The sequence below is a fragment of the Enterobacter cloacae complex sp. P43RS genome (assembly GCF_014930585.1).
Taxonomy (GTDB): Bacteria; Pseudomonadota; Gammaproteobacteria; order Enterobacterales; family Enterobacteriaceae; genus Enterobacter; species Enterobacter bugandensis.
In genome coordinates this window covers 229,683-246,751 of the sequence record NZ_JADBRJ010000004.1, presented here as the reverse complement: position 1 = coordinate 246,751, position 17,069 = coordinate 229,683, and the positions used below count along the sequence as shown (strand labels likewise).

The 17,069-nt window shown below is 58.1% G+C and carries 16 protein-coding genes; 3 read left to right on the top strand and 13 right to left on the bottom strand.

The window, feature by feature from the left end:
- Positions 1 to 71 precede the first annotated feature (71 nt).
- Positions 72 to 935, top strand: coding sequence for a LysR substrate-binding domain-containing protein (locus IM294_RS10425; protein ID WP_126817908.1), 864 nt, complete (start codon positions 72 to 74; stop codon positions 933 to 935).
- Here IM294_RS10425 and IM294_RS10420 read toward each other — a convergent pair.
- Genes IM294_RS10420 through IM294_RS10410 form a run of 3 tightly spaced genes read right to left on the bottom strand, consistent with a single transcriptional unit; the run spans position 916 to position 3,641 of the window.
- On the bottom strand, positions 916 to 2,193 hold the full coding sequence (locus IM294_RS10420; protein ID WP_126817906.1) for a DUF445 domain-containing protein: 1,278 nt from the start codon (positions 2,191 to 2,193) through the stop codon (positions 916 to 918). The two genes, IM294_RS10425 and IM294_RS10420, sit on opposite strands and share 20 nt — an antisense overlap.
- A gap of 3 nt (positions 2,194 to 2,196) precedes the next feature.
- Positions 2,197 to 2,850 (bottom strand): LysE family translocator, encoded by a 654-nt coding sequence (locus tag IM294_RS10415; RefSeq protein WP_126817904.1) that lies wholly within the window; start codon positions 2,848 to 2,850, stop codon positions 2,197 to 2,199.
- 47 nt (positions 2,851 to 2,897) lie between these two features.
- Positions 2,898 to 3,641 (bottom strand): AraC family transcriptional regulator, encoded by a 744-nt coding sequence (locus IM294_RS10410; protein WP_047367270.1) that lies wholly within the window; start codon positions 3,639 to 3,641, stop codon positions 2,898 to 2,900.
- A 151-nt stretch (positions 3,642 to 3,792) separates the two neighbouring features.
- Between IM294_RS10410 and IM294_RS10405 the strand changes: the two genes are divergently transcribed.
- The gene (locus tag IM294_RS10405; protein WP_049138646.1) at positions 3,793 to 5,163 is read left to right on the top strand and encodes an NAD-dependent succinate-semialdehyde dehydrogenase; all 1,371 of its coding nucleotides are present in this window, start codon (positions 3,793 to 3,795) and stop codon (positions 5,161 to 5,163) included.
- Between the two features lie 44 nt (positions 5,164 to 5,207).
- On the opposite strand, the gene IM294_RS10400 is transcribed toward IM294_RS10405, so the two are convergent.
- Positions 5,208 to 5,528: a hypothetical protein gene (locus IM294_RS10400; protein ID WP_100171027.1), complete on the bottom strand. Its 321-nt coding sequence runs from the start codon at positions 5,526 to 5,528 to the stop codon at positions 5,208 to 5,210.
- Entirely contained in the window at positions 5,528 to 6,073 is a 546-nt protein-coding gene (locus IM294_RS10395) for a YfaZ family outer membrane protein (protein ID WP_028015391.1), read from the bottom strand. The genes IM294_RS10400 and IM294_RS10395 overlap by 1 nt, the downstream gene beginning before the upstream one ends.
- Positions 6,074 to 6,483: 410 nt before the next feature.
- On the opposite strand from IM294_RS10395, the gene IM294_RS10390 reads away from it, so the two are divergent.
- Positions 6,484 to 7,842, top strand: coding sequence for an esterase-like activity of phytase family protein (locus IM294_RS10390; RefSeq protein WP_126817902.1), 1,359 nt, complete (start codon positions 6,484 to 6,486; stop codon positions 7,840 to 7,842).
- A 53-nt stretch (positions 7,843 to 7,895) separates the two neighbouring features.
- On the opposite strand, the gene yjiA is transcribed toward IM294_RS10390, so the two are convergent.
- From yjiA to hpaX, 8 genes are all read right to left on the bottom strand, one after another.
- Positions 7,896 to 8,849: a GTPase gene (gene yjiA, locus IM294_RS10385; protein WP_048959792.1), complete on the bottom strand. Its 954-nt coding sequence runs from the start codon at positions 8,847 to 8,849 to the stop codon at positions 7,896 to 7,898.
- A gap of 10 nt (positions 8,850 to 8,859) precedes the next feature.
- A complete protein-coding gene (locus tag IM294_RS10380) occupies positions 8,860 to 9,063 on the bottom strand; it encodes a YbdD/YjiX family protein (protein ID WP_003856610.1) in 204 nt (67 codons plus the stop codon).
- 65 nt (positions 9,064 to 9,128) lie between these two features.
- The gene (locus tag IM294_RS10375) at positions 9,129 to 11,282 is read right to left on the bottom strand and encodes a carbon starvation CstA family protein (protein WP_028015394.1); all 2,154 of its coding nucleotides are present in this window, start codon (positions 11,280 to 11,282) and stop codon (positions 9,129 to 9,131) included.
- A 191-nt stretch (positions 11,283 to 11,473) separates the two neighbouring features.
- Positions 11,474 to 12,391 (bottom strand): YafY family protein, encoded by a 918-nt coding sequence (locus tag IM294_RS10370; RefSeq protein ID WP_041911319.1) that lies wholly within the window; start codon positions 12,389 to 12,391, stop codon positions 11,474 to 11,476.
- A gap of 176 nt (positions 12,392 to 12,567) precedes the next feature.
- Positions 12,568 to 13,080, bottom strand: coding sequence for a 4-hydroxyphenylacetate 3-monooxygenase reductase subunit (locus IM294_RS10365; protein ID WP_041911318.1), 513 nt, complete (start codon positions 13,078 to 13,080; stop codon positions 12,568 to 12,570).
- 17 nt (positions 13,081 to 13,097) lie between these two features.
- Positions 13,098 to 14,660, bottom strand: a complete 1,563-nt coding sequence (hpaB, locus tag IM294_RS10360) for a 4-hydroxyphenylacetate 3-monooxygenase, oxygenase component (RefSeq protein WP_028015397.1) — start codon at positions 14,658 to 14,660, stop codon at positions 13,098 to 13,100.
- Between the two features lie 195 nt (positions 14,661 to 14,855).
- A complete protein-coding gene (gene hpaA / locus IM294_RS10355) occupies positions 14,856 to 15,746 on the bottom strand; it encodes a 4-hydroxyphenylacetate catabolism regulatory protein HpaA (RefSeq protein WP_047363639.1) in 891 nt (296 codons plus the stop codon).
- Complete coding sequence (gene hpaX, locus IM294_RS10350; protein WP_045631051.1) at positions 15,718 to 17,061, bottom strand: 4-hydroxyphenylacetate permease; 1,344 nt, start codon at positions 17,059 to 17,061, stop codon at positions 15,718 to 15,720. Before hpaX ends, hpaA begins: the two co-directional genes overlap by 29 nt.
- Positions 17,062 to 17,069 lie beyond the last annotated feature (8 nt).

Genomic DNA, 17,069 nt, shown 5'->3' with positions numbered 1-17,069 from the left:
CACTCTCGCAGGCTGCCACCATAAATAAAATCGCAATGTTCAGGACTGAATGTCCTGAAAATGAGGATGATATGGATAAACGCTTTTCAGCATTAGACCTGGACGCGCTGCGCAGCTTTGTGGAGGGGATCCAGTCCGCCAGTTTTGCCGAGGCGGCGGACAGGCTGTGTCGGTCCACCTCTGCGGTCAGTGCCCAGTTAAAAAAGCTGGAGCAGCAGTGTGGCGTGGCTCTGACCGTTAAGCAGGGGCGTACGCTGGCACTGACCCGAGAGGGTGAAATTCTGCTGAGCTACGCCCGACGCATGCTGGTATTAAATGATGAAGCGCTCCGGGCTATCAGAGGTGAGTTGCTTCAGGGCGAGGTACGGCTGGGTATGCAGGAGGACTTTGGCGAGTCCGTGATGCCGAAGGTCCTCGGCGATTTTCACAGACAACACCCTGAGCTTCGCATGACGGCACGTGTCGATCGCAACCCGCCGCTGCTGCGCGGCGTGGCGGCGAATGAACTCGATCTGGCGCTGGTCTGGCAGGAAGGTCGAGAAGGCGACTACGTGCGAAGCGAACCGCTGGCATGGATTTGCCGGTCCCGCGAGGACATTGAGGTCCTTCTGCAACGAGGTGAGCCGCTGCCGCTGGTGATGTTTGACGCGCCCTGCCTCCTGCGAAGCCGGGCCATCGCGGCACTGGATGCCACAGGTATTCCCTGGCGTATCGCTTATACCAGCTATAGCCTGAGCGGGCTGTGGGCGGGAGTTAGCGCGGGGCTGGGTATTACGCTCCGCACGCGTATTGGTCTGCCCGAGACGCTACGGATCGACAGCCACCTGCTGCCAGATGCAGGAGAGCTGGGTATCGCCCTGCATCAGGGGAGCGCCTCCCCCGATGCAGCTATTACCAGCATGAAGGCGCTGATCCTCAGGACGCTGAATGGATAAGCGTTGGGACTTGCGAGAGTAAGAACAGGATGAGGCCTATCGTCCCGCCCACCAGCGTGCCGTTGAGGCGGATAAACTGTAGGTCTTTGCCGATGTTCAGCTCAATCTGGCGGGACATGTCTTTGGCGTCCCAGCTTTTGACCGTGTCGCTGATGTGGCGGGTCAGGAACGCGGCGAAATCTGGCGCGACGCGGTGCGCGGCCTGCTCCAGATGCTCGTTCAGCGACGCGCGCAGGCTGGCGTCGTTTGTTAGCGTTTCGCCAAACCACAGCCCGGCGTTGGCGATGCGCTGCTTCACGCGCGAATCCTCACTCTGCATATCCGCCTTCAGCCACTGGCGCAGGTCGGCCCACATCTCGCCCAGATAGCGGTTAAACGCCTCATCGTTTTTCAGGTAGTGCTTGATGTTGTCGGCTTTCGCCGCCATTTCCGGATCGTTTTTCAGGTTGTCGATAAGCTTCAGCGTGGCGCGGTCGAACGCCTGGCGGATCTGGTGCGTGCGGTCGTGGCTGATATCGTCCAGCAGCGTGTTCACCGCGTTCGACACCATCTCCGCGCTTTGATCGCCCAGCCACTCCGTGGGGAGCACCATCGCCTTGCGGGGATGCTCGGTTTTGAGCCAGTGGACGATCTGGTCGGCGATAAACTCCCGCGTGCTTTCCCGCTGAATCAGGGTAATCAGCCGGTTGATGATGGCGTCCAGCAGTACCTGATGGCGGTTATTTTTGGTCATGCTCTCCAGCATGACGGCGCTGGTTTCGGTGAAATCGACCTTGTCGATAGCTTTATGCACCGCGCGTTTGAGCAGGCGCTGAATGCGCCCGTCGTCGGTTAACTCAAGAAAACCGCTCATCACCTGCATCAGATGCAGCCCGACACGCTGGGCGTTGTCGGGCTTGCTGAACCAGACGCCAATCATCTGCGCTGGCTCATAGCGGCGGATCAGCGCCACAAGCGACTGAGTATCAAGAAACTTCTCCTGCACGAACTGGCCGAGATTGTCGCCGATTCGGTCCTTATTGCGCGGGATAATCGCCGTATGGCGCGAAATAAACGGAATGGGAACCCGGCGGAACAGCGCGACGACGGCAAACCAGTCCGCCAGCGCGCCGACCATCGCCGCCTCGGCAATGGCTTTGACGCCGCGCACCCAGAAGGTCTGCGGCAGGAAGAGGGTGGTGACAAAGGCCGCGGCGGCAATCAGCAGCAGCGACAGCGCCAGCAGCTTGGCGCGTTTGAGTTCAGCGATTTTTTCCATGGGTTAAGGATAGAGGGAAGCGGGGGAAAAGTGCAAAAATCGCCACAGCACCCACCCGCCAAACCCCATCAGCACCACGCCCGCCGTGCGCTCAATCCACCACAGCGAACGGCTGAGCTTCTGTTGCACCGCCGATAGCCCCATCATCGACACCAGCGCCAGATCCCAGACCAGCACCACCATCACCATCCAGAGACCGCAGGTCGACTGCTGAAGCAGCGTCACGTCCGGTCCCAGTAGCGCCGTCATCAGCGCCAGATAGAACAACGCGTTCTTTGGATTAAGCAGCGCCGAGCCGAGCCCCAGCAGGATCTGCTTGCGCAGCGAGGGGCAGCGCTGACGGGGTTCATTCAGCGCCAGTGCCTGCGGTTGGCTGCGCACCAGATGCGAGCCGATCCACAGCAGGTACAGCGCCCCGCATACCTCGATAAGCGTAAACAGCCACGTAAACTGGCGCAGCGCGCTCCAGCCGATAATCACCAGAACAATATAGAGCGCGTTACCCGCGGCGATGCCGACGCACAGCCCGGCGCTGCCGCGCAGCCGATAGCGCGCCGCGTAGCCCACAAGCAGGAAAAAATCCGGACCCGGGCTCAACAGCGCAACAAAATGCGCCAGCGCCAGAGCGAGAAAAGCGGAAGGGAAGAACAGTTCCATAGCGACCTCAGTTAACCATCTGAGGACAGGCTACGGCGCTGCAGAAACTATTTATTGTCTGATATTGATCGGCCTGTGGCGTACTGGCGCGGCGTGGCGGCGGTATAGCTGACGAAGGTCTTATGAAAATGGCTCTGGTCGGCAAAGCCGCTCTGGTAGCCGACGTCGGCGATGTCGTCCCCGGCACGTAGCCGCGCTTTGGCGAACTCCACGCGGGAGATGTTGAGGAAGCTGCCCGGCGTCAGGCCGGTGTCCTGCCGGAAGGAGCGGATCAGCGTCTCCTTGCGCAGCGAGAAGCGTTGGGCAAGTTCGTCGAGAGAGGGCGGGCTGGTGAGATTGGAAAGAAACGCCTCCTGAACCTGCTGGCTGGTTGGGCGAAGCGCGTCTGCGTTATCCGCACAGCGGGGAAGAGCAGAAAGCAGCGCCTCCACGGACGCTGGAGACATTGTCTTAACGACGTCCAGGTAATGGGCAAACAGGGCAGGGTTACGAATCACCTGTAGCGCCAGAGGAAAATCGGTGTCGATATAGAGCATATGGTAGCTGCGCGGCTGCCCGTCGACGGGGTTGCAGCTGTGCGGCACATAAGCCGGGATCGCAATGAGGTCGCCGGGATGAAGAATGTACTCTTGGTCATGGCACACGCAGCAGGTCTGGCCCTCAACAATCGCGCCGATGGAGAGTTGAGGGTGACAGTGGCGTTTGTACGCCTGCGTGCTTTGCCAGGTGCTGCGCAGCTCAAGGCCCCTGGCGCGGTGAAAAGTCTGGCGAACGTATCGGGTATCGGTCATGGAAACTCCTTCTGGACGTTTTTTATACCACGTCAGCGAACCGTCCGGCACTGCTTAACTCAGAACCTTCCGGATATACCCAACTTTACGTCCACAGCCAGTCATGTTGACTACCCTTAATACCCTAAGCGGTAAAACATGGAGATTCGATATGGCTTATCAGACAGTAAATCCTGCCACTAACCAGCTCATCAAAGAATACCCCTCACATACCGACGCGGATATCGAAGCGGCGCTCAAGGCGGCCGATGCGCTTTACCATTCGGAATGGGCGAAAGGCGACATCAGCCAGCGCCTGCCGGTGCTGCATAAGCTTGCCGACCTGATCGACGAGCGCGTGGAGGATCTGGCCAAAATCGCCAGCCAGGAGATGGGTAAGCTCATCGAACAGAGCCGCGGCGAGGTGAAGCTGTGCGCGCAGATCGCCCGCTACTACGCCGACAACGCGAAGCAGTTCCTCGCCCCGGTGAAGTACGACTCTGAACTTGGGGAAGCGTGGGTGGAGCATCACCCCATCGGCGTGCTGATGGCCGTCGAGCCGTGGAACTTCCCGTACTACCAGCTGATGCGCGTCCTGGCACCAAACCTGGCGGCGGGTAACCCCGTTATCGCCAAGCATGCCAGCATCGTTCCGCACTGCGCCGAGACCTTTGCGCATCTGGTGCGCGAGGCGGGTGCGCCGGAAGGGGCGTGGACGAACCTGTTTATCTCGTCCGAACAGGTGGCGAATATCATCGCAGACGATCGCGTGCAGGGCGCAGCGCTAACCGGCTCCGAAAAGGCGGGCAGCGTGGTGGCCGCGCAGGCGGCGAAGCACATTAAGAAATCGACCCTCGAACTGGGCGGTAACGACGTCTTCGTGGTGCTGGACGACGCGGACCTGGATAAAGCGGTTAAGATTGGCGTGAATGCGCGGCTCAACAACGCCGGGCAGGTCTGTACCGCGGCGAAGCGCTTTATCCTGCATGAAAAGATTGCGGATGCCTTCCTCAGCAAATTTACCGAGGCGTTTAAGCAGGTGAAGATTGGCGATCCGCTGGACGAGAGCACCACGCTGGGGCCGCTCTCTTCCAAAGATGCGCTGGAAACGCTGACCAAACAGGTTAACGAGGCGGTGAAAAACGGTGCCACGCTGCACTATGGCGGCAAGCCGGTGCAGCGCGACGGGAGCTTCTTCGAACCGACGATCCTGACGAATATCTCCCGCGATAACCCGGCGTACTTCGAAGAGTTTTTCGGCCCGGTTGCGCAGATGTACGTGGTGAAAAACGACGACGAGGCGGTCGCGCTGGCGAACGACTCCCACTACGGCCTGGGCGGGGCGGTGTTCAGCCAGGACATCGAGCGCGCGAAGAAAATGGCGTCGCGGATCGAGACAGGGATGGTGTACATCAACTGGCTCACCGATACCGCAGCAGAGCTGCCGTTCGGCGGCGTGAAGCGTTCCGGCTACGGACGCGAGCTGTCGGATCTGGGGATCAAAGAGTTTGTGAACCAGAAGCTGGTGGTGGTGCGTAAGTAAGAGGTAATAAAAAAACCTGCCGGTTGGCAGGTTTTTTTAGTTGATTACTGTACTTCGATCTTGTCCCAGCCGCTTTTGAACATGCAGCTGTCGACTAACGTATCCCGGCGATATTCATTCGCGTCTTCAACCGTGTAGCTCGTGGAAATATCCTTTTTCTTGTTCTTTTTGTCCGTTTTTTCCGAGCTCGAACCGGTTACCACGTTATCCGGAGGCAGATCGATCAGGGCCTGCGCTTCGCATTCCGTAAGCTTTTTATTCATCTCAGCGTCGCTCACGCCCGGTTTTACCCATTTGTACTGGACGCAACCGGTGAGCATCAGCGTGAGGCTCAGAACGCAAAGCGCGGTAACGCGGCGTTTCATCAGAAGCTAACTCCACCGCCGACATATGCGCCATCAATCAGGGTGTGGTTTGGACGACCATCTTTACCGTCAACGCTCACGTGGCGGTAGCCTACTTTCAGCGTAACCGGTTTGATTGGGGTCCAGCTTACGCCGCCGTTAGCTTCAACGTAGTTTTTCACGCTGTTGTTCAGGCCTTCTGGTGCCGCATAGCCTTCGCCATAGACGTGGATGCTGTCGGTCAGCGCAACGTTTACGCCGCCGCCAATCGGGAAGGCCACGCCGTTATCGCCTTTTTTCGGACCGATGTAGATGGCTTTTGCGCCCGCATTCAGCATCACCGGGCCCACTTCCAGGTTGTAGCCTGCGCCCACGCCCCCGGTCTGGGTACCGTCGTCGGTGTTTTTCAGCCAGTTACTTTCGAGATAAACACCGGATGAGGATTTGCCCATTTCCAGGTTGAGGTTGGTAAAGTTTTTACCCTGCTCAATGCTGCCGCCCATTGCCAGTGCGGAACCCGAGATGGCGGTCAGTGCAGAAAGAAGAAGAATGTTCAGTTTTTTCATGTTTCGTGCCTCATCATCAAATTAATCTGGGGGCACCTTAACAAGCGATGTTTATGACTGCAAATGTGATGCAAATCGACTTTTCATGCTATAGTTGTTAATTCTTTTATCTTTATTTGTAACGCTTAAGTTGGGTTGTCGGTGTGTCAACGCGCAAATTTGAGGCGTTGAGGCACAGTTTAATTTTTTGACTAAACGAAATCTGAACGAGGCAGGGATAGTGATTTGATATGCATTAATTGCGCTTCTAATAATTTCCAATTCCATTTCTAAAATCACATAAAAAAACAAATTTTTACATTTTTATGGTCATTATTCGTTCAGATGTCCGGCCACGTTTCCTTTCCATGTCATTTTTCTGACACGTTTGTTCATTACGTTGTGGGCTTCACTTTCCGGATGCTAACAATATGAAAAGAAAAATCATTCCTGTGCTTATCGGCTGTACGCTCTCTTTCTCTGGCCTGGCGGCGCAGCCCACGGCTGAGCGCTATGTTGTCAGCTTCCCTGACGGCTCACACGTGAAATACAGCGGCGCGTTTGCCGGTGCGTTTCCGAATGGACTCCCGGTAGGGATTGGCTCCGGCCTGCTGTTTACGGGCAAGCAGGGCGATGCTCTGACCTTCGCGACCGTAACCGATCGCGGTCCTAACGCCGATGCGCCCAAAATGGGTAAAAACGAAGCCAAAATTTTTGTCACGCCGGATTTCGCGCCGCTGCTGATGACCATCCGCGTTCAGAACGGCAAAGCGGAGGCAACAAATGCCCGCCCGCTGCATGATGATAAAGGCGAGATTAACGGCCTGCCGCTGCAAAGCGGCGTGATCGGATCCACCAATGAGGTGGCGTTCAGCGATACCCTCAAAATTCTGAAGGGTGACAACCGCGGGCTGGATACGGAAGGTATCACCCCGGACGGCAAGGGCGGCTTCTGGCTGTGCGACGAGTATGGCCCGTTCCTGATTAACGTCGACAGCAAAGGGAAAATTCTGGCGATCCACGGGCCGCAGGCGGCGGAAGGGGAAAAATCCATCGCGGGCGGTCTGCCAAATGTTATCAAATGGCGCCAGCCGAACCGGGGCTTTGAAGGCCTGACCCGGATGCCGGACGGGCGGATTATCGCCGCCGTGCAAAGCACGCTGGATATCGACGGTAAGAGCAAAAAGCAGGCGCTGTTTACGCGTCTGGTCAGCTTCGACCCGGCGACCGGGAAAACGGCGATGTACGGCTACCCCATCGACAGCGCGGCCTACAGCAAAAACAGCGACGCTAAAATCGGCGACATCGTGGCGCTGGATGACCAGCACATCCTGCTGATTGAACAGGGTGAGGATAAAAATGACGCGATGCGTAACCTTATCTACAAGGTGGATCTCAGCAAGGCGAGCGACCTGACCGCTTTCGACAAGCCGGGCGAGTACCCGGAGTTTGATGATGAGAAAACCCTGGCACAGCGCGGCATTACCCTTGCAGCAAAAACGCAGGTCGTCGATCTGCGCGCGCTGGGCTGGAAGCAGGAGAAGGCCGAAGGGCTGGCGCTGATCGACGGCAAACGGCTTGCGGTGGCGAACGATAACGACTTTGGCGTGAAGGTGGCGATGCAGCATCCGGTCGAGGGCAAAAAGCTCAAGGACTATCGGGTTAATGAGGAAGGCAAGCTGACGCTTGATGATAAACCGGTGGAAACCACGCTCAGCGTGAAGCCGCTGAAGAAGCCGGAGTCAGAGAGCGAGCTGTGGATTGTGACGCTGCCGGAGGCGTTGAAATAATTTTATCCCTCATCCTTCCCCTCTCCCCAAAGGGGAGAGGGGAAGCAAGGCGGTTATTTCTTCAGACCCGCAAACGCTGCCCGAATCTCCTCCTCCGGCAGTTGGATACCAATAAACACCATCACGCTGTGCGGCGCTTCATCGCCCCACGGGCGGTCCCAGTCGGCGCTGTACAGGCGCTGTACGCCCTGAAACAGCAGGCGGTTCGGCTCGCCGTCGATCCACAGCATGCCTTTGTAGCGCAGCAGCTTGTCGGCAAACGACAGCAGCAGGTTTTCCATTACCCGGGAGACCTCGCTGATGTCCACCGGATAGTCCAGCTCCACCACAATCGACGCCACGTCGTTTTGCTTGTCTCCCATAAAGTGGAAGCGCGGTTTCGTGGTGACGTTCTCCTCCAGCATAAAGCCGTTGGTGTTAAACAGCTGGGATAGATCGATATCGCCATGCGTCACCGTATAAATCGGCGCGCGCGAGTTGATGCGCGTCAGGCGCTCGCGGAGTTTTTCGCTGTCGCCTGCCACGTCGGTTTTGGTCAGCAGAATGCGGTCGGCGTAGCCCACCTGAGACTGGGCAATGGTGAACTGGTTCATCTGCTCGTCGGCGTGGACCGCGTCTACCAGGGCAATCACCCCGTCCAGCAGGTAGCGCTGGCAAAGAATATCGTGCGAGAAAAAGGTCTGAATAATCGGGCCGGGGTCGGCCATGCCGGTGCACTCGATCACCAGGCGGTCGAAGCCGATGTCACCGCGATCGCGGCTGTCGAGCAGGTCCAGCAGGGCGTCTTCCAGCTCGTTAGAGCGGGTGCAGCAGATGCAGCCGTTGGTCAGGGTTTTGATTTGCGTGGCGCGGTCTCCGATTAATTGATCGTCAACGGAGACTTCGCCAAATTCGTTTTCGATGACGGCGATTTTGAAGCCGTGCTGTTCATTCAGGATGTGGCGCAGCAGGGTAGTTTTACCGGCGCCGAGGAAACCGGTCAGCAGGGTAACGGCAATCGGGGTCATGGTCTCTCCTTTAGCAGCAGCGGACGCCGCCTTCTCCACTTCCGCCGTAGCGCGCTTCCTGACGCTCGCGGAAGAATTCGGTGTAGGTCATGTACGGCTTATCCGGATGGTTGGTCTTCATATGCTCAACGTAGTTGTCATAGTCCGGAATGCCAATCAGCATCTTCGCCGCCTGACCGAGGTATTTTTTTGCTTCGCCTAAGTTACCAAACATTGAGAGTTCCAGATAGAAGAAGCCCGGAGGCGCGCAGCGATCCGGGCCTACAGTGACAGGCTTAATTAATGGTGTGAAGAGGTCTTCACGCCGCCTTCCGGCACCGGCACGTACGGGGTCTCTTTATCCGTACGGCCTTCGGTGTTGCGCACTTTCATCCAGGTTTTGATGCCGTAGAAGATAATGCTGTACACCACCACCAGGAACAGAATGCTCAGACCCGCGTTGGTGTAGTTGTTCACCACGATATGGTTCATGTTGGCAATCTGCTGTGCGGTCAGATCCGCGCCGCCTGCGGCAATCTTCTCTTTGTACTGGTTAGCCATGAAGAAGAAGCCTTCCAGCTGCGGGTTGGTGCTGAACAGCTTCAGGCCCAGCGCCCAGGTGGTGCAGAGCAGCAGCCACAGCGCAGGAACCACGGTCACCCAGATGTATTTGGTGCGTTTCATCTTCACGAGGACGACGGTACCGAGCACCAGGGCAACGGCTGCCAGCATCTGGTTAGAGATACCGAACAGTGGCCACAGGCTCTTCACGCCGCCGAGCGGGTCGACAACGCCCTGATACAGCAGGTAGCCCCACAGGCCTACGCACCCGGCAGTACCCAGAACACCCGCTACCAGAGAGTCGGTTTTCTTCAGGAACGGCACGAAGTTGCCCAGCAGATCCTGCAGCATGAAGCGGCCCGCACGGGTACCGGCATCCAGCGCGGTGAGGATGAACAGCGCTTCGAACAGAATACCGAAGTGGTACCAGAAGCCCATGTCCGCCCACGGCAGCACTTTGTGGAACACGTGTGCGATACCCACGGCCAGCGTCGGCGCGCCACCTGCGCGGTTCAGCACGGACGGTTCGCCAATGTCCTTCGCGGTCTGCATGATCTGCTCAGGCGAGATCACGAAGCCCCAGGAGCTGACGGTCGCCGCCGCGTGTGCGCTGGCCTCTTTCAGCTGTGCCATGATCAGCGCGGTATTTTCCCCGCCCATCTCATGCAGGTTTGGCATGGTGATGCCCAGACCCGCCGGTGGAGTGTTCATCGCGAAGTACAGGCCTGGCTCGATAATCGAGGCTGCAACCAGCGCCATGATCGCCACGAAGGACTCCATCAGCATCGCGCCGTAACCGATAAAGCGCGCGTCGGTTTCGTTGGCCATCAGCTTCGGCGTGGTGCCGGAGGCGATCAGCGCGTGGAAGCCAGACACGGCGCCGCAGGCGATGGTAATAAACAGGAACGGGAACAGGGCGCCTTTCCACAGCGGACCGGTGCCGTCAATGTACTGCGTCACCGCCGGCATTTTCAGCTCAGGGTTGATGATGACAATCCCGATCGCCAGCCCGACGATGACACCGATTTTCAGGAAGGTCGCCAGGTAGTCGCGCGGAGCGAGAATCAGCCACACCGGCAGCAGGGCGGAAACGAACGCGTAACCGATCAGCGCGAAGGTGATGGTGGTGTCTTTAAAGGTCAGCGCCGGGCCCCAGTACGGGTCGTGCGCAATCACGCCGCCGAAGTAGATGGAGGCGACCAGCAGTACGATACCAATGACCGACACTTCACCCACGCGCCCAGGACGCAGGAAGCGCATATAGATGCCCATGAACAGCGCAATCGGTACGGTAGAACAGACGGTGAAGACGCCCCACGGACTTTCGGCCAGCGCTTTCACCACGATCAGCGCCAGCACCGCGAGGATGATGATCATGATCAGGAAGCAGCCGAAGAGGGCGATAGTGCCCGGCACGCGGCCCATCTCTTCTTTGATCATCTCGCCCAGCGACGAACCGTTACGGCGCGAGGAGATAAACAGCACCATAAAGTCCTGCACCGCTCCCGCCAGCACCACGCCCGCCAGCAGCCAGAGCGTACCCGGCAGGTAGCCCATCTGGGCGGCCAGCACCGGGCCGACCAGCGGGCCAGCGCCTGCAATGGCGGCAAAGTGGTGACCAAACAGCACGTAGCGGTTGGTTGGCACGTAGTTCAGGCCGTCGTTGTTAATGACCGCCGGGGTGGCGCGCGTCGGGTCGAGCTTCATGACCTTCTGCGCGATGTACAAGCTGTAGTAGCGATAGGCCACAAGGTAGACGGAGACCGACGCGACCACGATCCACAGGGCGCTGACGTGTTCGCCCCGGCGTAATGCGACAACCGCCAGACAAAAAGCGCCGAGGATCCCGAGTAAGGCCCAGGGCACGTGCTTAAGTAGTTTTTTAGTATCCATAGTAAGACCTGGTTTTTTATGTAAAGAAAAAAGGGTCAGGGTTCGTTGTGAGGAGGTATTGATTAATGCTGGAGCGATCGTGCCAGATCCGCGCGCGCGTAAAGGACGGTAAATGAGTGAGTGGTTGAAAGTGATGGGTGAGCGGTCAAAGGACGCGGCGAGTGGTTCAGGCTCGCCGCTGGTCGGGGAAATTATGTGATTGAGATCACGTGGTTTTCCGGGCTGCGCTCCATCGACAGGTAGCTTTCCAGCGTCTTGATGAGCTTCTCCTTCAGCCAGCTTGGCTCCAGGATCTGAATATTCGGCAGCCAGTAGAACAGCAGCGGCAGGATCTGGTTTTCGTGTGCCGCCTGGCAGCGCAGCGTGACGCCGCCGCGCCGCTCCTCCAGCAGCTCCTGTTCCGGCAGGAGATCGCGGCGCAGGAAGTAATGTGAAATATTATCCTTAATGAATATTTTCACGGTGAAAGTAGTTTCGGACACCCACGGGTCGAGGCTTTTTTCCAGCAGTTCCCGAACATTTTCATCAGGGGTAAAAAAGGTTTTTTGAACATCAAACCAGCTAATCTGGCTTAATGAAAAGGATTTCAACCGGCTATTTTCGGTAGCTTGTAAATACCATATATTTTTTTTGTTAATGAGTTTATAGGGATTAATCAGACGGGTTTTACCTTTATATACGATCTGACAGACATTATGGTTCTTAATCGATTTCTCGATTTTCGCTAAATGGCGGCGGATATCACGCTGCACCGTGTGCTCTGCGTCATTACCGAGGATAAGAATATGGTTTTCGTCGACGCGCGCCTCCAGCTTTTGCCAGAAGTCCGTATTTCTTTCAGGGAAAAAATTATCGGCATTCAGGAAGTTAGCCAGAGCATGATGTAATCCCTGCCCGCCGGGAGATTGGGCGGAATGGATCAGTCGATATAACCCGTTACCGGTATGTTCAACAATGGGCGAGAGCGCATTTAAATCCCGGTAGACGGTACGCTCGGTAATTTTAAATCTCTCCATTAGCGCACTGCGGTTTACCACCCCGTGTAAATGTAGCTCAAGGAGAATATCGACCAGACGTTCAGCCGAGCGGCTCCGCGTCGTTTTAGCCATAAGGTCTTCCTGTATATTGGGTATGCGCTGAACAATGCAAAAGCACTGACCGGAGATGTCAGTATTCAGGCACAGAAAATTTCTCTTATGGATATATAACGGCGTGATTTAGCGGAAACCTTAGGAATTTTTGTAGAAAGCGGCGCTGGCCCGAAAAAAGGCCAGCGCGAGGGGGATCACACGACGGCTTCCATCTCCATCATCACCGGGTGGAAACGGCGCTTAAAGTAGATCAGGCCGTGTCCCGCGTCACTCAGGATGATGTTTTTCACTTCGACAAGATAAACCAGATGCGTGCCGATGGTTTGCACCTGGGTAATCTCGCCTTCCAGACTCGCCAGCGCGCCTTTCAGCACCGGCTGCCCCAGCGGGCCTTTCTGCCAGCAGGAGAGGGCAAAGCGCTCCTCCATTGCCATCCCGGTCATCCCGGCGAAGTGGCGGGCCATGATCTCCTGCTCGTGGTTTAGCACGTTGACGCACAGCCTGCCGTTGCCCTGAAAGACCGGGTTCATGGCGCTGTTGGCGTTAATGCAGACCATGACCGACGGCGGGGTATCCGTCACCGAGCAGACGGCGGTGGCGGTAATGCCGCAGCGTCCGGCGTCGCCCTCGGTGGTGACCACATTGACCGCCGCCGACAGGCTGCTCATTGCGTCGCGAAAACGCAGGCGTTGTTCATCTGAATGCATTGTAACCTCCCGCTGCGCTATTTCAGCAGCTTGTCGAGCATGTTGATATCGCTATTGTTGTGCAGGTGCGGCACGGTCCAGCCGTGCTGGTCGTACTCGGACATGCAGCGGTCGACCATTGCCATCATCTTGTCCATATTCCCGGAGCTTTGCGCCTGACGCAGGCATTGCAGGCGGATCTCATCCTGGCTGCCGGAGTAGTTGATTTCGTACAACTCGTGACGACCGCCAAATTCGCTGCCGATGGCGTCCCACATCAGTTTCAAAATCTTGATGCGTTCGACGTGATCCATTCCGTTGGAGCCGCGCACGTACTTCGCCAGATACTGGTCGATCTGCGGGTTGTTCAGGTCCCGCGCGCTGGACGGCAGATAAATCAGCCCGGAGGTCACGTTACGTTCGATGATGTTCTTGATCTTCGCGTAGGCCATCGGGGCCATCACGCGGTAGGTTTGCAGCGCCGCGTGGTCCGGCAGGTACGCGCCGTTCACCCACGGCGTGGCTTCGGAGCACATGGAGTCGCTCAGCGCCCAGAACATATTGCGCCAGGCCACCACTTCACCGAGATCCGCCTGCACGCCGCGGAACTCAAGGGTGCCGGTGCACTCCAGGGATTTCTTCAGCAGGGCGGTGATGAAGTCGAGCTTCACCGCCAGACGCACGCAGGCCTGAAGCGGGTACATGCGGGCGAAGCCGCCCTCCATCGTCCAGCGACGGCAGCGGTCGAAATCGCGGTAGATCAGCACGTTTTCCCACGGGATCAGCACGTTATCCATCACCAGGATCGCGTCGTTCTCGTCGAAGCGGCTGGAGAGCGGGTAGTCGTACGGGGAGCCGGTTGCGCCTGCCACCATCTCGTACGAGGCGCGGGAGATCAGCTTCACGCCTTCGGCATCCATCGGCGCGACGAACATCAGCGCGAAGTCCGGGTTTTCGCCCATCACCTGCGCGGAGCCAAAACCGATCATGTTGTAGTGGGTCAACGCCGAGTTGGTTGCGACGACTTTCGCACCGCTGACGATAATCCCGGCATCGGTCTCTTTCTCCAGCTTGATGTAAACGTCCTTCACCTCGTCCGCCGGCTTGTGGCGGTCGATCGGCGGGTTGACGATAGCGTGGTTAAAGTACAGGCCGGTTTCCTGAATGCGGGTGTACCAGTTGCGGGCGTTCTGCTCGAACTGACCGTAGAAGGCAGGGTTCGCTCCCAGCGCGCAGCCGAACGCCGCTTTGTAGTCCGGCGTGCGCCCCATCCAGCCGTAGCTCAGGCGCGACCACTCGGCGATGGCGTCGCGCTGCTGGCGCAGGTCGTCGGCGCTTTTCGCTACGCGGAAAAATTTGTGGGTGTAGCCGCCGCTGCCGGTGTCGGTGCCCCAGCACAGCGTATCCTGCATGTCTGGCTTGTGCAGGGCGTCGTACATCTGGGCGATAGACGCCGCCGCATTGCGAAATGCCGGGTGGGTAGTGACGTCCTTAACGCGCTCGCCGTAGATATAAATCTCACGGCCATCCTGCAGGCTTTTTAAATACTCTTCGCCGGTTAACGGACGTTTGGCATCAGCGCGGAAATCTTCAGGCTTCATAGGGACCTCGTATCGGAAGATGATTGTTAAATTTATGTTTTGTTTTTGTTGTTTAATTGAAGCGTGAGAGGGGCGGAACGTGAAGGGACGATTGGGACAACGGCGGGTACTTTTCGGGCGTAGAAGGGATTTGTGATCTGTGCGGGTTTTTGGCGGGTGGCGCTGCGCTTACCCGCCCTACATACCGCGATGCGCTCAGGAAACCGGTACTTTCTGCGCCCGATACGCGCTGGGCGAGCAGCCCGTCAGGCGATTGAAAAACCGGGCGAAATAGGCCGGATCTTTAAATCCCAGCTGCCAGGCAATCTCGCTGACCGCGCTGTCGGAAAACAGCAGCAGGCGCCTGGCCTCGCGCAGCTGCCGGTCGAAGATCAGCCGTTTCGGCGAGCGGTTGGCGAAGCGGCGGCAGATGTCCGTCAGGCGGGATTCGGTCAGGTGCAGTTCGCTGGCGTATTCCGGCACCGTCCAGTGCTGGTGATAGTGGGTGTCGATCAGCTGGGTAAAGCGCTGAAACAGCTTCAGCTCGCCGCGCATCCCGCTGGCCGCGTGGTCGTCGAGCTTCGCGTTGCGCAGCAGCAGGGTAAATACCGCCTGCGCCAGCAGGACCAGCGTATGCTCACGGCCCGGCAGCTGCGCCGTGGATTCCCGGGCGATGAGCTGCCAGTAGTGCTTCAGCGCCGCCAGTTCGTCAGGCTTGTCGGCAAGCGACAGACAGATCCCCGGCAGGCCGAACGCTTCCCGCGTGCCGGGGTAGAGCACCTCCAGCAGCGGCCAGATGAGATCCTCGCGCACCGTCAGCACGTGCCCGTCGCTGTCGGATTCGGTGATAAACGCGTGCGGCACCGACGGTGGCGTCAGCACAAACAGCGGCGCCTGCACCGAATAGCGGTGGTCGTCGAGCTGGAGCTCAATCTGCCCGGTGTCGAGAAAGTGCATCTGAAAGTACTGGTCGTGACGGTGCGCCTGCATGTCGCGGCCAAAAAAGGCCGCCATGCGCGCGAACGACTGATAGTGCACGTCGTCGGTGCCCAGACTTTCGTCGTACTCCTTGCTGATATCAATGTTGGCGATAGGGCTCTGGCACATGATCGTTCCTCTGTTGAACCCGCTGCGTCATCGGGATGCGCGTCAGCACCAGCGCGCCGACCACCAGCAGACCCGCCACGAACCACAGCCCGGAGCTGAAGCTGCCGGTCGCGTCGCGCAGGATCCCAATCAGCAGCGGGCTGACGGCAGAACCGACGTTGCCGATGGCGTTGATCACCGCCAGCGCCACCGCGCGGGATTGCAGGCTAATAACCTGGTCCGGCGTGGTCCAGAATATCGCCATGGCGGTAAACGATCCGGTTGAGGCCATGATGATGCCAAGCAGTTGGATCAGGCTGTGATCGGTCGCGGAGGCCAGCATCCATCCCGCCGCTGCAAACAGGTACGGCAGGATGGTGTGCTTTTTTCGCTCTTTCAGCCTGTCGGAGCGGCGACTCCACCAGATCATCCCGAGGATGGTACAAAACTGCGGGATCGCCGCCAGCAGGCCAATCACGATATTGCTGCTGCCGGTGTTGAAGCTTTGCAGGATCTGCGGCGTCCAGATGTTGATCGCACTCAGCGTATTGGTCAGACAGAAGTAGGCCAGCGTGTAGAGCAGCACGGCGGGCGTAAGGACCTCGCGCAGCGTCGAGCGCGGCGTGACGGATTGGGCGATGGCGACCTCCTGCTCGCGGGCGATCATCGTTTTCAGCGCCTGCTTTTCGTCTTCATCCAGCCAGGTGGCCTGATCCGGCGTGTCGTTGAGGTAAAACCAGGTCACCACGCCGAGCACCACCGACGGCAGCCCCTCCAGCAGAAACAGCCACTGCCAGCCCTTCAGGTTCCACAGCCCGTCCATCGCCAGAATATACCCGGAGAGGATCGAGCCAAGCATCATGGTCACCGGCATGGCGATCATAAACAGCGCGTTGGCACGGGCGCGGTGATAGGCCGGAAACCACCAGGTGAGATAGACCAAAATCCCCGGCAGGAAACCGGCTTCCGCAATGCCCACCAGCATGCGCAGGACGTAAAGCGTTTCGGGGCTGGTGGCGAACATGGTGCAGGTGGAGGCGATGCCCCACACCACCATGATCCCGGCGATCCAGCGGCGTGCGCCGACCTTCGCCAGCATGATGTTGCTGGGGATCCCGCACAGCACGTAGGTGACGTAAAACAGGGTCGCGGCCAGGCCAAACATGGTCGACGTGAGGCCCAGATCTTTGCCCATCGTCAGCCCGGCAAAGCCGATGTTAATGCGATCGAGAAACGAGAAAACAAACAGGATAAAGAGAAACACGATCAAACGACGGAACAGCTTATTTATTGCGCGATGTTCTACATCTTTATTATGCAGGGTTGAGGTCGTCATGTTGCGCT

What these genes read in the sequence shown, in the direction of transcription:
- IM294_RS10425 (WP_126817908.1), top strand. Translation starts at nt 72, where the DNA reads ATGGATAAACGCTTTTCAGCATTAGACCTGGACGCGCTGCGCAGCTTT.
- IM294_RS10420 (WP_126817906.1), bottom strand. Translation starts at nt 2,193, where the DNA reads ATGGAAAAAATCGCTGAACTCAAACGCGCCAAGCTGCTGGCGCTGTCG.
- IM294_RS10415 (WP_126817904.1), bottom strand. Translation starts at nt 2,850, where the DNA reads ATGGAACTGTTCTTCCCTTCCGCTTTTCTCGCTCTGGCGCTGGCGCAT.
- IM294_RS10410 (WP_047367270.1), bottom strand. Translation starts at nt 3,641, where the DNA reads ATGACCGATACCCGATACGTTCGCCAGACTTTTCACCGCGCCAGGGGC.
- IM294_RS10405 (WP_049138646.1), top strand. Translation starts at nt 3,793, where the DNA reads ATGGCTTATCAGACAGTAAATCCTGCCACTAACCAGCTCATCAAAGAA.
- IM294_RS10400 (WP_100171027.1), bottom strand. Translation starts at nt 5,528, where the DNA reads ATGAAACGCCGCGTTACCGCGCTTTGCGTTCTGAGCCTCACGCTGATG.
- IM294_RS10395 (WP_028015391.1), bottom strand. Translation starts at nt 6,073, where the DNA reads ATGAAAAAACTGAACATTCTTCTTCTTTCTGCACTGACCGCCATCTCG.
- IM294_RS10390 (WP_126817902.1), top strand. Translation starts at nt 6,484, where the DNA reads ATGAAAAGAAAAATCATTCCTGTGCTTATCGGCTGTACGCTCTCTTTC.
- yjiA (WP_048959792.1), bottom strand. Translation starts at nt 8,849, where the DNA reads ATGACCCCGATTGCCGTTACCCTGCTGACCGGTTTCCTCGGCGCCGGT.
- IM294_RS10380 (WP_003856610.1), bottom strand. Translation starts at nt 9,063, where the DNA reads ATGTTTGGTAACTTAGGCGAAGCAAAAAAATACCTCGGTCAGGCGGCG.
- IM294_RS10375 (WP_028015394.1), bottom strand. Translation starts at nt 11,282, where the DNA reads ATGGATACTAAAAAACTACTTAAGCACGTGCCCTGGGCCTTACTCGGG.
- IM294_RS10370 (WP_041911319.1), bottom strand. Translation starts at nt 12,391, where the DNA reads ATGGCTAAAACGACGCGGAGCCGCTCGGCTGAACGTCTGGTCGATATT.
- IM294_RS10365 (WP_041911318.1), bottom strand. Translation starts at nt 13,080, where the DNA reads ATGCATTCAGATGAACAACGCCTGCGTTTTCGCGACGCAATGAGCAGC.
- hpaB (WP_028015397.1), bottom strand. Translation starts at nt 14,660, where the DNA reads ATGAAGCCTGAAGATTTCCGCGCTGATGCCAAACGTCCGTTAACCGGC.
- hpaA (WP_047363639.1), bottom strand. Translation starts at nt 15,746, where the DNA reads ATGTGCCAGAGCCCTATCGCCAACATTGATATCAGCAAGGAGTACGAC.
- hpaX (WP_045631051.1), bottom strand. Translation starts at nt 17,061, where the DNA reads ATGACGACCTCAACCCTGCATAATAAAGATGTAGAACATCGCGCAATA.